The organism is Streptomyces sp. SLBN-31 (genome assembly GCF_006715395.1).
Classification (GTDB): domain Bacteria; phylum Actinomycetota; class Actinomycetes; order Streptomycetales; family Streptomycetaceae; genus Streptomyces.
Map to the genome: position 1 here is coordinate 739,819 of NZ_VFNC01000002.1, position 12,754 is coordinate 752,572.

The window sequence follows — 12,754 nt, forward strand, 5'->3', positions numbered from 1 at the left end:
CTATACGACGCAGAAACGATGCGAGTTGATGACCTTGTTCCCGGACTTCCAGCATGGGCGAACCGGCACCCGCTCCGGCGGACATGTCCGGTCCGCCCGCTCGCCAGCCCGCTCGTCCGACGCAAGGAGCCGCCGTCATGTGCCCACAGCGCAGCACCGTCGCACCGGCCCCCGCGGCAGCCCGCCCCGAGCAGTCGGCCCGCAGGCCCCCGGCGGCGGAGTTGATCGCCGAGGACGAACTCGCCCGCGGGCTGGCCGAGGGCGACGAGCACTGCCTGGAGGCGGCCTATCGGCGCTGGTCGAGCATGGTGCACACGCTGGCCTGGCGCTCCCTGGGCGACGCGAAGGAGGCGGAGGACGTCACCCAGCAGGTGTTCCTCGGGGTGTGGCGCGGAAGCCGCGCCTTCCGGCCGGAGCGCGGCACGGTCGGGGGCTGGATCGTCGGCATCACCAGGCGCAAGATCGCCGACGCGCTCTCGGCCCGCACGCGCCGCCTGGCGGCGGTGGCTTCCGTCGGCTCGTCACCGGCCCTGTCCGACCCGTCGGCCGTACAGCCCGACACGGCCGTCGACCGCGTGCTCGTCCTGGAGGAGTTGGCCAGGCTGCCGGCTCCCCAGCAGCGGGTACTGCGGCTGGCCTTCTACGAGGACCTCACCCAGACACAGATCGCGCAGCGCACGGGCTGGCCGCTGGGCACGGTCAAGAGCCACGCCCGCCGTGGCCTGCGGCAGTTGCGGCGGCGGCTCCAGGCGGAGGACTTCTGAGGAGCTCACGAGCCGTCGCCCGCACCGCTCGCACCCCCTTTCGACGCAGAAACGGTGCGGCACTGCGAACCACCCGTAGAAACACACTCGTACGAGAAGGAGGGGGCGCATGTCCGGCCCGTACCGCATCGGCCATGTACCGCCGGAGCTCCTCATGACCCTCGCCCTCGACGGGAGCCGGCTGCCCCGCTCCGCGGACGTCGTGGCGGCCGAGTGGCACGTGGCGGAGTGCCTGCAGTGCGGCGACGCGCCGGCCGGGCTGGCGCGGGTCGTCGCGGCGGGCCGGTGCCCGGGGCCGGGTGACGGCGTGACCCCGCGACGCTCCGCCCCGGTGTGGCGGGCGGTCGCCGAGCGGATGCGCGGGGCGGCAGGCACCGCCCCCAGGTCCGGCGGGAGAGGGCCGGCCGCACTGCCGGGGCCGGCGGCTCTGCTGGTGGCCTCGGTCGGCGCCGTCGTCCTGGCGCGACGGTGGCGCGGAGGTTTTCGGCGCCGCACCGCATCCGCCGGGCGCCCCGCGCCGGAAGTTGGGGTGTACCGCCGTACCGGCTGACGGACCGGCGGGCCGGGGAGCTCCCCTTCTCCCCGATGGCCTCCGGGGAGGGTCGGCGCCCCCTGGAGGCCCCTCCGCGGAGCACCGCGCACGCCGTCGTCAGCGGCTCGTTCAGCGGCTGGGGACCAGCCACGGCTCCTGCGGCAGCGGACTGCCGGTCTCCAGCAGGGACTTGAGGTTGGACAGCACCGCGGGCCAGCCGAGCGAGACGTCGGACAGCGCGCCCTCGTCCCACAGGTCCTCGTGCGTGACGGTGAGGCGGACGATGTCCTCGTGTGGGGTGATGTCGAAGGTGACCCGGGAATACGTCTCCTCCTGACCCTCCTTCTGCGGGTCCACCCAGGTGGTGACCAGCCGGGTGGGCGGCTCGCTCTCCACGACGGTGCCGACGACGTCGGCGATACCGGAGCCGTCCGTGCGGACGTGCTCCCAGCGTGAACCCCGGCGCCAGTCGGAGACGTTGCTGTGGCCCCAGTAGGACGCGGTCAGGTCCGCGTCGGTGAGCGCGTCCCAGACCTTCTCGGGCGTGCTGCGGATGTAGGTGACGTACACGAACGTGGGCTTGTCTGTCATGGCTTCCTCGGCTTGTCGTTTCACTGCGCCGAGCGCGCTCAGGCGCGGGCGCTCGAACTTGTCGATCCACCGTTCCTGGATCTCGTGGAGCGGGACCGGGTTGAGGTAGTGCAGCTTCTCCCGTCCCCGCCGCACCGTGCTGACGAGGTTCGCGGTCTCGAGAACGGCCAGGTGCTGGGTCACCGACTGGCGTGTCATGTCGATGCGCCCGCACAGCTCGCCCAGCGTCTGGCCGTTGTGCTCGTGCAGCCGGTCCAGCAGCCGCCTGCGCGTGTCGTCGGCCAGCGCCTTGAAGACCTTGTCCATCCCGGTGTCGCTCTCTTCTCGCACACTCAACGTTATGCAGGTAATTACCTGCATGTCAACGAACTGGCCTGACCGGCGGCGACGCGGCGCCGGAAGCGGACCGCGGTTGGTTGTCGTACGGGACGGCGAACCTCCAGGAGGACGGTCCGGAAGGAGCCGGACACGCGAAAGGCCTCCCCGGCGGGAGCGTGTCCGGCCGGGGAGGCCTGTGGAAGGCGGGAAGCGGAGTGGCTCAGGCGCCTGCGGGTGCCGCGTCGGGCTCGTCGGCCTTCAGGTACTCCTCGGTGATCTCCTTCGGTCCGAACGGCCACACCTTCTCGAAGCGGGCCCACAGCAGGTAGGCGACACAGCCCAGCGCCAGCCACGCCAGGGACCACTCGATGGGGTGGCGGCCCGGCGAGTTCTTGTCCGCGTACCCGTAGATCACGCACCAGCCGACGAAGGCGACGATGCTCGGCAGCGGGTACAGCCACATGCGGTAGGGGCGGCGCAGCGCGGGCTGCCGTTTGCGCAGCACGGTCAGGGCGACGATCTGGGCGAGCGCCTGGACCAGCACCATGACGGTCGTCAGCAGTTGGATCAGGGTCGCGAGGTCGGTGTGCCGGCCGATCAGGAAGCCGATGGCGGTGATCACCCCCATGGTGGCCAGGCCCAGCATCGGGAAGCGGTGGCGGGGGTGGAGCTTGGCGTAGGGGCGGAAGAAGACGCGTTCGCGGGCCGCGTCGTACGGCACGCGCGAGCCGCCGAGCAGTCCGGTGAAGACGGAGGCGAACGCCGTGATCAGGATGAGCACGGTGACCGTGTCGGCCGCCCCCTTGCCCCAGGTCTTCTCCAGCACCGCCGAGGCCACCGAGGTGGAGGCGATGTCCTTGGGGTCGGTCATGCGATGCCAGTCGATGACGCCCAGCGTGCCGATCTGCAGCAGCAGGTAGATCGCCATGATGCCGAGGATGGAGAAGATGATCGAGCGGGGCAGGGTGCGGCCGGGGTCCTTGATCTCGGCGCCCATGTAGGCCGTGGTGTTGTAGCCGAGGTAGTCGTAGATGCCGATGGTCAGTCCGGCGGCGAAGCCGAGCCAGAAGTGGTTGCTCGCCAGGTCGAAGGCGTGGGCCGGGTAGGTGAAGGCCAGGTCCGCGCTGAAGTCGGTGGCAGCCGCGAGGATCACCAGGAAGACCGAGGCGATCATGACCGTCCACATCACGGCGGTGATCCGCGCGATGTTCTCGATGCCGCGCCACAGCAGCAGGACGACCAGCGCGACGATGCCGAGGCCGATCAGGTCGCCCTGGGTCTCCGTCAGATCCGGGGCCAGGTAGCCGAGGTACTGCACGAAGCCGACCACGCCGGTCGACATGATCAGCGGGATGAACAGCATCGCCGTCCACACGAACAGGAACGGCATCAGCCGGCCGGTGCGGTACTGGAAGGCCTGGCGCAGGTAGACGTAGCTGCCGCCGGAGCCGGGCATGGCCGCGCCCAGCTCGGCCCAGACCAGTCCGTCGGCCAGCGCGAGGATCGCGCCCGCCATGAATCCGATCACCGCCTGGGGGCCGCCGAAGGCGGCGACCATCAGCGGGATCGTGACGAACGGCCCGATGCCGCACATCTGGCTCATGTTGATCGCCGTGGCCTGGAACAGGCCGACGCGACGGACGAAGCCACCGCTGGGTGGCGGGCTACCGGACATGAGGGCTCCTGGGGGTGGGTGCGGGGCGAGAAGGTGCGGTACGGCGTGCGGACCGGTATCCGGTGGCTGACTGGCCGATAAAGTTAAGGAGCCTTACTTGATGCGTCAAGAGGGGAGCCCGTATGCGCGAGAATGGTGCGATGGCCGCCGGTGACGTCGTGGAGCAGCAGGAACAGCCCTGGAACCGGCAGCGGTTGCGCAGCACCAACGAGCGGTTGCTCCTGGACCGGCTGCGCGCGTCCGGCGCCGCGTCCCGCGCGCAGCTCGCCCGCGACACCGGACTGTCCAAGCCGACCGTCTCCAGCGCGCTCGCCTCGCTGGAGTCGGCGGGCCTGGTCCGCGAGGTGGGAACCCACGCGCCCGAACGCGGCCGTACGGCGGTCCTGTACGCACCGGACCCCGCCGCCGGTCACGCCCTCGGCATCGACATCGGGCGCAGCTGGCTGAGGGTGGCCGTGGCCGACCTGGACGGCACCGTCGTCGCCCGCTCCGACGTGCGCAACCGGGCCCGCAGCTCGGGCGCCCTGGCCGACCTGGTGGTGACGACGGCCCGCCAGGTGGTCGCCGGGTCGGGCGTGGCGCCCGAGGAGGTGGTGCACGCGGTGGTGGGGACGCCCGGCGTCTACGACGAGAAGCAGCGCCGGGTGCGGTACGCCATGCACCTCCCGGGCTGGGGGCGCGCCGGTCTCTTCGACCGGATGCGCGCGGAGCTGGGCGTACCGCTGGAGGTGCACAACGACGCCAACCTCGCCGCCTTGGGCGAGTACACCTACGGGGTGGGCGCGGGCAGCAGGCTGTTCGCCTACATCCTGATCGGCACCGGGCTCGGCATGGGGGTGGTCAGTGACGGGCGGCTGTTCACGGGGGCGCACGGGCTGGCCGGGGAGATCGGGTTCCTGCCGTGGCCGGGGCAGCAGAAGCCGGCCCGGCTGGAGGACGCGGTGTCGGGGGTGGCCGTCGTGGAGGCGGCGCGCCGGTTCGGCATGAGCGGGCAGCTCACGGCGAAGGCCGTGTTCGACGCGGCCCGGCAGGGCAACGACGCGGCGGTCAGGGCGGTGCGTCTGGAGGGCGAGCGCATCGCGTACACGGTGGCGGCGGCCGCGGCGGTGCTCGACCCGGATCTCGTCGTGCTGGGCGGCGGAGTCGGCCACAGCGTGGACCTGCTGTTGCAGCCGGTGCGCGAAAACCTCCGCGCGCTGACCCCGTTGCGGCCGCGGATCGCGCCCAGCCGGCTGGGCGAGGACGCCGTGTTGCTGGGGGCGGTGGCCACTGCCCTCGACACCGCTCGGGACGTGGTGTTCGAGCGCCGGTCGGCCGCCTCCTGAGCAACTCGGGTGTCGACAGGGATTGTTGACAGCGCCTCCCCCGGGTCCTAGCCTGCCTCGAGTTAGTAAAGTTTCCTAACTTTACGAAAGCTGGAGCCTCCGTGAACAGACAGCGTCTCGCCACGGCGACCGCGATCCTGGGACTGCTGGGTTCCCTCACCACCCGCGCCTGGACCGGCGGACCGGACCCCGGCCGGCCGGCCCCGCCCACTCGGGTCACCAGGGTCCCCGCTGCGCCGGGCAGCACGACCGCCCTGTCGGGCTACGCCATCCAGTCGACGGCCAGGGTCCGCGACTCCGCGGCCGCCGTCTCCTCCCCCGGCTACCCGGCGACCGGCTGGCACCCGGCCGGCCCGCGTTCCACCGTCCTGGCGGCCCTGCTCGCCGACGGTGTGTACGCCGACCCCTTCTACTCGACCGATCAGCGGAAGATCCCCAAGTCCGACTTCCAGGTCCCCTGGTGGTACCGCTCCGACTTCACGGTCGCCGACACCTCCGAGCGCACCTACCTCGACTTCAGCGGGGTGGTCTCGGCGGCGGACGTGTACGTCGACGGCAAGCGGGTCGCGACCACGAAGGATGTCACGGGCGCCTACACCCACCACGAGCTGGACGTCACCTCGCTGGTCCGCCCGGGGACGAACACCGTGGCCTTCCGGATCCGGCCCAACGACCCGAACAAGAACCTCACCATGGGCTGGATCGACTGGCTGCAGCCGCCGCCCGACGAGAACATGGGCATCGTCCGCGACGTCGTGGTCCGCCGCGGCGGCCCGGTCGCCCTGCGCGACGCCCACGTGGTGACGAAGCTGGACGTCCCCTCGCTCGCCTCGGCGGACCTCACCGTCAAGGCGCGGGCCCGCAACGACTCCGACGCGCCGGTGACGGCGACGGTCTCCGGCAGCATCGGTCCGACGACGTTCACGCGGGCCGTCTCCCTCGCCGCCCACCAGGCGAAGACCGTGACCTTCACCTCCTCCGACGTGCCCGGCCTCCACCTCGCCTCCCCGAAGGTGTGGTGGCCCGCCGGCATGGGCGGTCAGCCCCTGTACGACCTGAACCTCACCGCGTCCGTCTCCGGCATCCCCTCCGACACGGCGCACGAGACCTTCGGCATCCGGGACGTCCGGGCGCCTTTGAACTCCGACGGCGCCCGCCAGTACCGCGTCAACGGGCGCAAGCTGCTGATCAAGGGCGGCGGCTGGTCACCGGACGAGTTCCTCCGCTGGGACCGGAGGTACGTCGAGGACCGTTTGCGGTACGCCCTCGACCTGGGCCTCAACACCATCCGCCTCGAAGGCCACCTGGAACCGGACGAGTTCTTCGACATCGCCGACCGCTACGGCATCCTCACGCTGCCCGGCTGGGAGTGCTGCGACAAGTGGGAGGGTCAGGTCAACGGCGACGAGCCCGGCGACAAGTGGACGTCCGCCGACCACCCGGTCGCCAAGGCGTCGATGGCCGCCGAGGCCGCCCGGCTGCGCGACCACCCGAGCGTCGTCTCCTTCCTGATCGGCAGCGACTTCGCACCCGACGCGACGATCGAGAAGAACTACCTCGACGCACTGGAGGCAGCCGACTGGAACGCCCCGGTCGTGGCCGCCGCCTCCGACAACTCCTCACCTCAGCTGGGAAGTTCGGGCATGAAGATGACCGGCCCCTACGACTGGATCCCGCCGAACTACTGGTACGCCAAGCGCGAGGGCGGCGCCACCGGCTTCAACTCCGAGACCAGCGCGGGCCCCGACATCCCCACCCTCGACACCCTGCGCCGCATGATGACCCCGGCCGAACTCGACACCCTCTGGAAGGACCCGGGCGCCAAGCAGTACCACCGCTCACCGTCGTCCACCTTCGGCACCCTCAAGCTCTACGACGACGCCCTCACCGGCCGCTACGGCGCCCCGACGAGCCTTACCGACTACGTCAGGAAGGCCCAGCTCGCGCAGTACGAGAACGTCCGCGCGCAGTTCGAGGCGTACGAGCGCAACGCCACCGACGCCTCCAGGCCCTCGACGGGCGTCGTCTACTGGATGTTCAACAGCGGCTGGACGTCACTGCACTGGCAGCTGATGGACCGTTACCTCGACCAGGGGGGCGCCTACTTCGGGGCCAAGAAGGCGAACGAGCCGCTGCACGTCCAGTACTCCTACGACGACCGTTCGGTGGTGGTCGTCGACAACCGGCACGCGGCGGCCTCCGGGCTCGGCGTCCGGGCGACCCTGTTCGACCCCGACGGCACCCAGAGGTACGACAAGGCGGTCACCGGTGTGGACGTGAGCGGCGACGGCGCGCACACCACCGCACTCACCCTGCCCTCGTCGGTGAGCGGACTGGCGAAGACGTACCTGCTGCGGCTGACCCTGACCGACAGCTCCGGCAAGGAGGTCGGCCGGAACGTCTACTGGCTGTCCACCGATCCCGACAGGCTCGACTGGGCTCACACCGACTGGTACTACACGCCGACGACCGCCTACGCCGATCTGAAGGGCCTGGCCTCGATGGCGCGGGTGCCGGTGTCGGCCACCGCGTCGACGGTCTCCTCGGCCGGCACGTCCACGACGACGGTGACCCTGCGCAACACCGGCGGAGGCAGGACGCCGTCGCTGCTGACCGACGTACACCTGGTGGACGCCCGGGGCCGGCCGGTGCTGCCGGTGCGGTGGTCGGACAACGAGGTGAGTCTGTGGCCGGGCGAGTCGGTGACGCTCACCGCCCGCTACCGCACGGCCGATCTGCACGGTTCGGCGCCGCGTCTGCGGGTCTCCGGCTGGAACACGCCGGAGCACACGGTCCCGGCCGCGTGACGGAAGGGGCCCGGCCCGGCGGCCGGGCCCCGTGGGTCTCAACTGACGTTGAGGGCCGTGTCGTCGATGACGAAGGAGGTCTGCAGGGTGGAGCCCTCGGTGCCGGTGAACTTCAGCGTGACGGTCTGGCCCGCGTAGCTCGCGAGGCTGAAGCTGCGCTGGGTGTAGCCGCTCGTGGCGTTCAGGTTCGAGTACGTCGCCAGGGTGCCCAGCACGGTCCCGGAACTGTTGAGGACCTGGACCTTGAGCGTGTCGTAGGCCGTGCTGGTACTGGTCTCCGCCGTGTCGACATGGAGATAGAAGCTCAGGGCGGCGGTGGTGCAGCCGGACGGAATGGTCACCGACTGCGACAGCGTGTCGGTGGTGGCGCTGCCGTAGCCGTCCAGCCAGGCGTAGTACGAGCCCGTACGCGCCGACTCGCCGGTGGAGTTGGTGATCACGCCGCTGGAGGCGCTCCAGGTGGTGCCGCCCGACTCGAAGCCGTTGTTGCCGAGCAGCTGGGCCGCCGTGCAGGTGCCCGAACCCCCGCCGCCTCCGCTGCTGCCGCCCGCGCCGGCCAGCCACGCGGTGGCGTTCAGCGCGAGGGCGGCGTTGGTGGCGCCGGAGTCGTTCCAGCCGTCGTAGAGGGTGTTGCCGGACTGGCCGGTGCCGTCGTCGATGGGTGAGCTGTCGCCCCAGAAGGCCACGCGGCCGCTGCCGAAGGTGGACGTCAGGAAGAACGCGCCGGTGTTGCCGGAGTAACCGGTGCGGTAGAGCAGGCCCTTGACCGCGGAGTTGTCCGCGGGCTTGAGGGTGGCGGTGGTGCCGCTGGCGATGAGGCTCTTGGAGACGGTGCCGAAGGAGCCGTGCAGCACCGGGTCGGTGCTGTCGCTGATGGCGGACGGATAGTCGGAGCTGATGCTCAGCGAGTCGATGGAGAAACCGAACGGGTCGGTCGAGTCGACGCTGTTGTCGGTCATCAGGTCGTTGAGGATCTCGACCGCGTCGTAGCCGTCGTTGTTGCGGTCGGCTCCGGTGTGGTCGGAGATCATGAACAGTCCGCCGCCGTTCTTGACGAACGTCATGATCGCCGTCTTCTCGGCGGTGGTGAACAGGGTGTTGGGCTCCGGCAGGACCAGGGTGTCGAAGTTGGACAGGTCGGTGGAGGACGAGCCGCCGTAAGTCAGCGCGCCGGTGGCCGTCTTGAGGCTGTAGCTGCCCGTCTTCTGCAGCGCCACGCCCCAGGACGACAGCGCCCCGGTCCAGTCCGTCTCGGCGGACGGGGTGGAGTCCTGGCCGAGCGGATCGGGCTTACTGGTGGAGATGATCCAGTCCGCGTTGCCCGCCTCCTCGGCGTGGCCGTCGTCGAAGAGGACGCGGTGGGTGGTGGCCGCGTGGGCGGGGGTGGCGCCCGCCGTGGCCTGGAGAGCGGCGCCCGTGCCGAGCAGACCGAAGACCGCGAGGGCCGTGGTGAGTCTGTGGCGGGTTCTGGAACGAGTGAGCATCCGGCGTACCTCCGAGTGGGGTTGGGGACGAGTGGGGCGGGATGCGGGGCCGGACCTACGCGCGTAGACGTGGGGCATCTGCGCGCGTAGACGTTCGGTCGGACGGGACCCGTGCGACCGATTGAACGGTACATGGCAGAACAGGGGCTGAACAGGCGCCACCGGCCGCACCCCGCGGAGATGACCCGACGTTGACCCGGGCTTGAAACGGAACGGACTGTCCCCCTCCCGAGGGGGCATCTGATTGGTGCGGGGGCCTTGGAAAGAGGGGCGGAGATGGAGATCTCAGGCATCATCAGTGCCATCGTGATCGGCGTCGTCATCGGCGTACTGGGCCGGCTCGTCGTGCCGGGCCGCCAGCGCATCGGGATCCTGCTGACGATCCTCGTCGGCATCGTGGCCGCGCTGATCGGCTCGGCACTGGCCAGTGCCTTCGGCGTGGCCGACACCAAGGGCGTCGACTGGATCGAGTGGCTCATCCAGATCGGCCTCGCCGCGCTCGGCGTCGCCGCACTGGACCGGACGAGGGCGCGCCGCTGAGGGATGCGGTAGGTCCGGCAGGGGGCGTCGGCCCTGTAAAGGCGCGGTGGTCAGGCCCGCCGACGCGGCTCCCCTCAGCAGTCGGCGGGCCGGTCGCCTCGACCGTGCGCCCTGAGCGGGAGAGTCGGACGCGGCGGGAGGCTGTCCCCCGGGTGGTGCACCCAAGGACGAGATTGCCAGCCGCGCCGGTCCGTGAGGCGGGGCCGACCGGCCCTCGACTGCGGTCCGAACAGCCCCAGTTGGCCCCTCAACCTCGCGCCGCCGACTCCGCCGCCGCCGCGAGGCCGTCGCGGCAGGAGAGGTACCGGGGTGTCCAGTCCAGCTCCCGTTCCGCCTTCGCCGAGGACACGCGCATGTTGGTCGACATCATCGTGTGCGCGTACGGCATGGGCCGGGTCAGCCACAGCGGCACGGTCAGCGGCTTGGGCAGCCCGAACTCGTGGGCCACGCACAGGAGATGGGCGCGGAAGCCGAGCGGGGTGCGGTCCGTGACGTTGTACGCCTGGCCGTCCCGGCCGCGTTCGACGGCGGCCACCACCGCGCGCGCGGCGTCGGCGAGGTGGATCCAGGGCAGGACCCGGCCGTGGTCGTCGGGGGCGGGCAGTTGCCGCTTGCGCAGCATGGCCAGGATGGCGTCGGTGCCGCCGGGACCGTAGAACAGGCCGAACCGCAGTGAGATGCCCGTCAGTCCGGCCGCCTCGAAGGTGAGTTGTTCCTTGATCCGCATGCCCTCGACGTGCCGCTCCAGCTCCGGGGTGGTGCCGCGCGGGCCGAACGGGTCGTCCTCGGTGAGGATGCGGTCGCCGAAGTCCCCGTAGCCGTAGCCGAAGACCATCGACTCGCTGACGAAGCGGCGGGCACCGGTGGACTGCGCGGCCTCGACGAGGTGGGCGGTGCCGGCGACGCGCAGAGCGTCGGTGGCGTACATGTCGCGGTGGCGCATCGGCGCCTTGCGCAGGGCGGTGGCGGCGTGGATGACGGCGTCGAAGTGCTGCCCCTCGACGGCGCGCAGCAGCCCGTCCCGGTCCATGAGGTCGGCGCGCACCTGATGGGCCGGTCCCCGGCCGAGCCCGGTGACCTGGTGCCCGGCCTCGGTCAGGGCACGAGTGATGTGGCCGCCGAGCACGCCGCCGGCGCCCGCGAGAAGGATGCTCTGGTTCCTGTGGTTCGTCGTCATACCGTTGCGACGAACCGGGTCGCCACGGATGTGACATCCCCGCGGAAGTGACCCGCGCTTGCGGAGCGGACTGGGCCCGGCCTAGGGAACGTACGTGTACGGAGTCGTCGTGGTCAGTGGGGCGAAGCCCAGGCGTTCCAGGATGGGCCTGCTCTGGCTGGAGGCGTCGACCTGGAGGTAGCGGTAGCCGCGTTCGACGGCCGCGCGGGCGCGGTGGGCCACCAGGGCGCGGTACACGCCCCGCCCGCGCCAGCCCTCGACGGTGCCGCCGCCCCACAGCCCGGCGAAGCGGGTGCCGGGCAGGAGCTCCATGCGGGCCGCGCTGACCGGTTCGTCGCCGGCGAGCGCGACCACGGCGACGATCGTGTCCGGTTCCGCGGCCAGCCGGGCCAGCAGTTGCTCCCGCAGGCGGGAGCCGTCGGTGCCGAACGCCTTCTCGTGAACGTCGGCCACGAGGTGCACGCCCGCCGCGTCGGTGACCGGCAGCAGCCGGACGCCCTGGGGCGGCTGGGCGTCGAGGTCGAGACCGGCGGTCTCGGCGATCATCAGCGTCTCCTCGGGCTCGGCCGTGAACCCGGCTTCCCTGAGCCGCTCCCCCAGGCCCACCGGGCGGTCGTGGCCGTACAGCTTCCACTCGAAATCCCGGCCCAGCCCCGAGAAGAAGGCGATCTGCTCGGAGATCGCCGCCTGTGCGTTCGTCTCGTCGAGGTCGGACCAGACGACGCCGTTCCAGCCGCGCGCGGACGACACCTGGCGCACCACGCCGCCCACCCGTTCGACGCGCGTGTCGGGGCCGTCCGGCTGGGCGTCCTCGCGCATGTCCCGGTCGAAGAGCGCGAGCACCGCTGCATGATCCATGGGGTCACTCCAGCACCCGGCGGCCGGGCGCGGCAACGGCTTTACCGCCGGGCAGGCATGCCCATGCGGTGCGACGCCGTCGCCTGGCGGGGCAGCCCTCGGCCTGCGGCGCGCCTTCCCGGCCTGCGTGGGCGACCGTAGGCTGCAACGTCGAAGATCACGTCGTGAGGAGGGCCGTACGCCATGGTCGTGAAGGACATCGAGCTGCCCCATCTGCGGCGGTGCGTCGAGCTGGCGGCCGAGGCGCTGCGGGCCGGTGACGAGCCGTTCGGGTCGGTCCTGGTGGGCGGGGACGGCACGGTGCTCGGCGAGGACCACAACCGGGTGGCCTCGGGAGACCGCACCCGGCACCCCGAGTTCGAGCCGGCGCGCTGGGCGGCCGCGAACCTGACGCCCGAGGAGCGGGCGGCGGCGCCGGTGTACACCTCCGGCGAGCACTGCCCGATGTGCGCGGCCGCGCACGCATGGGTGGGCCTCGGGCGGATCGTGTACGTGGCGTCGTCGCGGCAACTGTCCTCCTGGCTGCAGGAGTTGCAGGTGCCCGCGCCGCCGGTACGGACACTGTCGGTGAACGAGGTGGCACGGGGCGTGGTCGTGGAGGGCCCGGTGCCCGAGCTGGTGGCGGAGGTGCGCGCACTGCACCTCCGGTTTCACGGCGGGGACGCCTGAGTCGGGCCGTTCCG

Annotated in this window: 11 protein-coding genes; 6 read left to right on the forward strand and 5 right to left on the reverse strand. The window is 71.4% G+C overall.

Annotated elements, in window-relative coordinates; genetic code table 11:
* Positions 1 to 137: 137 nt before the first annotated feature.
* Positions 138 to 764, forward strand: a complete 627-nt coding sequence (locus tag FBY22_RS23375; protein WP_142148984.1) for a sigma-70 family RNA polymerase sigma factor — start codon at positions 138 to 140, stop codon at positions 762 to 764.
* 109 nt (positions 765 to 873) lie between these two features.
* Positions 874 to 1,314 (forward strand): hypothetical protein, encoded by a 441-nt coding sequence (locus FBY22_RS23380; protein WP_142148986.1) that lies wholly within the window; start codon positions 874 to 876, stop codon positions 1,312 to 1,314.
* Positions 1,315 to 1,425: 111 nt separating this feature from the next.
* Here FBY22_RS23380 and FBY22_RS23385 read toward each other — a convergent pair whose 3' ends face one another.
* Positions 1,426 to 2,193, reverse strand: coding sequence for a metalloregulator ArsR/SmtB family transcription factor (locus tag FBY22_RS23385; protein ID WP_142152473.1), 768 nt, complete (start codon positions 2,191 to 2,193; stop codon positions 1,426 to 1,428).
* Between the two features lie 232 nt (positions 2,194 to 2,425).
* Positions 2,426 to 3,880 carry an APC family permease gene (locus FBY22_RS23390; RefSeq protein ID WP_142148987.1) on the reverse strand — a complete coding sequence of 485 codons (1,455 nt, stop codon included), beginning with the start codon at positions 3,878 to 3,880 and terminating at the stop codon, positions 2,426 to 2,428.
* Between the two features lie 140 nt (positions 3,881 to 4,020).
* Between FBY22_RS23390 and FBY22_RS23395 the strand changes: the two genes are divergently transcribed.
* Together FBY22_RS23395 and FBY22_RS23400 are read left to right on the forward strand one after the other, a co-directional pair.
* Positions 4,021 to 5,205: an ROK family transcriptional regulator gene (locus FBY22_RS23395; protein ID WP_142152474.1), complete on the forward strand. Its 1,185-nt coding sequence runs from the start codon at positions 4,021 to 4,023 to the stop codon at positions 5,203 to 5,205.
* A gap of 101 nt (positions 5,206 to 5,306) precedes the next feature.
* Complete coding sequence (locus tag FBY22_RS23400; protein ID WP_142148989.1) at positions 5,307 to 8,012, forward strand: glycosyl hydrolase 2 galactose-binding domain-containing protein; 2,706 nt, start codon at positions 5,307 to 5,309, stop codon at positions 8,010 to 8,012.
* Positions 8,013 to 8,050: 38 nt separating this feature from the next.
* On the opposite strand, the gene FBY22_RS23405 is transcribed toward FBY22_RS23400, so the two are convergent.
* The gene (locus FBY22_RS23405) at positions 8,051 to 9,496 is read right to left on the reverse strand and encodes a hydrolase (RefSeq protein ID WP_142148991.1); all 1,446 of its coding nucleotides are present in this window, start codon (positions 9,494 to 9,496) and stop codon (positions 8,051 to 8,053) included.
* 276 nt (positions 9,497 to 9,772) lie between these two features.
* Between FBY22_RS23405 and FBY22_RS23410 the strand changes: the two genes are divergently transcribed.
* On the forward strand, positions 9,773 to 10,036 hold the full coding sequence (locus FBY22_RS23410; protein WP_142148993.1) for a GlsB/YeaQ/YmgE family stress response membrane protein: 264 nt from the start codon (positions 9,773 to 9,775) through the stop codon (positions 10,034 to 10,036).
* A 247-nt stretch (positions 10,037 to 10,283) separates the two neighbouring features.
* Here the strand turns inward: FBY22_RS23410 and FBY22_RS23415 are convergent, their stop codons facing one another.
* Both FBY22_RS23415 and FBY22_RS23420 read right to left on the reverse strand, forming a co-directional pair.
* Positions 10,284 to 11,213 (reverse strand): NAD(P)-dependent oxidoreductase, encoded by a 930-nt coding sequence (locus tag FBY22_RS23415; protein ID WP_142148995.1) that lies wholly within the window; start codon positions 11,211 to 11,213, stop codon positions 10,284 to 10,286.
* Positions 11,214 to 11,294: 81 nt separating this feature from the next.
* Positions 11,295 to 12,071: a GNAT family N-acetyltransferase gene (locus FBY22_RS23420; RefSeq protein WP_142148997.1), complete on the reverse strand. Its 777-nt coding sequence runs from the start codon at positions 12,069 to 12,071 to the stop codon at positions 11,295 to 11,297.
* A gap of 183 nt (positions 12,072 to 12,254) precedes the next feature.
* Here FBY22_RS23420 and FBY22_RS23425 point away from each other — a divergent pair, with 183 nt between their 5' ends.
* Entirely contained in the window at positions 12,255 to 12,740 is a 486-nt protein-coding gene (locus FBY22_RS23425) for a nucleoside deaminase (protein ID WP_142148999.1), read from the forward strand.
* Positions 12,741 to 12,754 lie beyond the last annotated feature (14 nt).

What these genes read in the sequence shown, in the direction of transcription:
- FBY22_RS23410 (WP_142148993.1), top strand. Translation starts at nt 9,773, where the DNA reads ATGGAGATCTCAGGCATCATCAGTGCCATCGTGATCGGCGTCGTCATC.
- FBY22_RS23395 (WP_142152474.1), top strand. Translation starts at nt 4,021, where the DNA reads ATGGCCGCCGGTGACGTCGTGGAGCAGCAGGAACAGCCCTGGAACCGG.
- FBY22_RS23405 (WP_142148991.1), bottom strand. Translation starts at nt 9,496, where the DNA reads ATGCTCACTCGTTCCAGAACCCGCCACAGACTCACCACGGCCCTCGCG.
- FBY22_RS23380 (WP_142148986.1), top strand. Translation starts at nt 874, where the DNA reads ATGTCCGGCCCGTACCGCATCGGCCATGTACCGCCGGAGCTCCTCATG.
- FBY22_RS23420 (WP_142148997.1), bottom strand. Translation starts at nt 12,071, where the DNA reads ATGGATCATGCAGCGGTGCTCGCGCTCTTCGACCGGGACATGCGCGAG.
- FBY22_RS23385 (WP_142152473.1), bottom strand. Translation starts at nt 2,193, where the DNA reads ATGGACAAGGTCTTCAAGGCGCTGGCCGACGACACGCGCAGGCGGCTG.
- FBY22_RS23425 (WP_142148999.1), top strand. Translation starts at nt 12,255, where the DNA reads ATGGTCGTGAAGGACATCGAGCTGCCCCATCTGCGGCGGTGCGTCGAG.
- FBY22_RS23415 (WP_142148995.1), bottom strand. Translation starts at nt 11,213, where the DNA reads ATGACGACGAACCACAGGAACCAGAGCATCCTTCTCGCGGGCGCCGGC.
- FBY22_RS23375 (WP_142148984.1), top strand. Translation starts at nt 138, where the DNA reads ATGTGCCCACAGCGCAGCACCGTCGCACCGGCCCCCGCGGCAGCCCGC.
- FBY22_RS23390 (WP_142148987.1), bottom strand. Translation starts at nt 3,880, where the DNA reads ATGTCCGGTAGCCCGCCACCCAGCGGTGGCTTCGTCCGTCGCGTCGGC.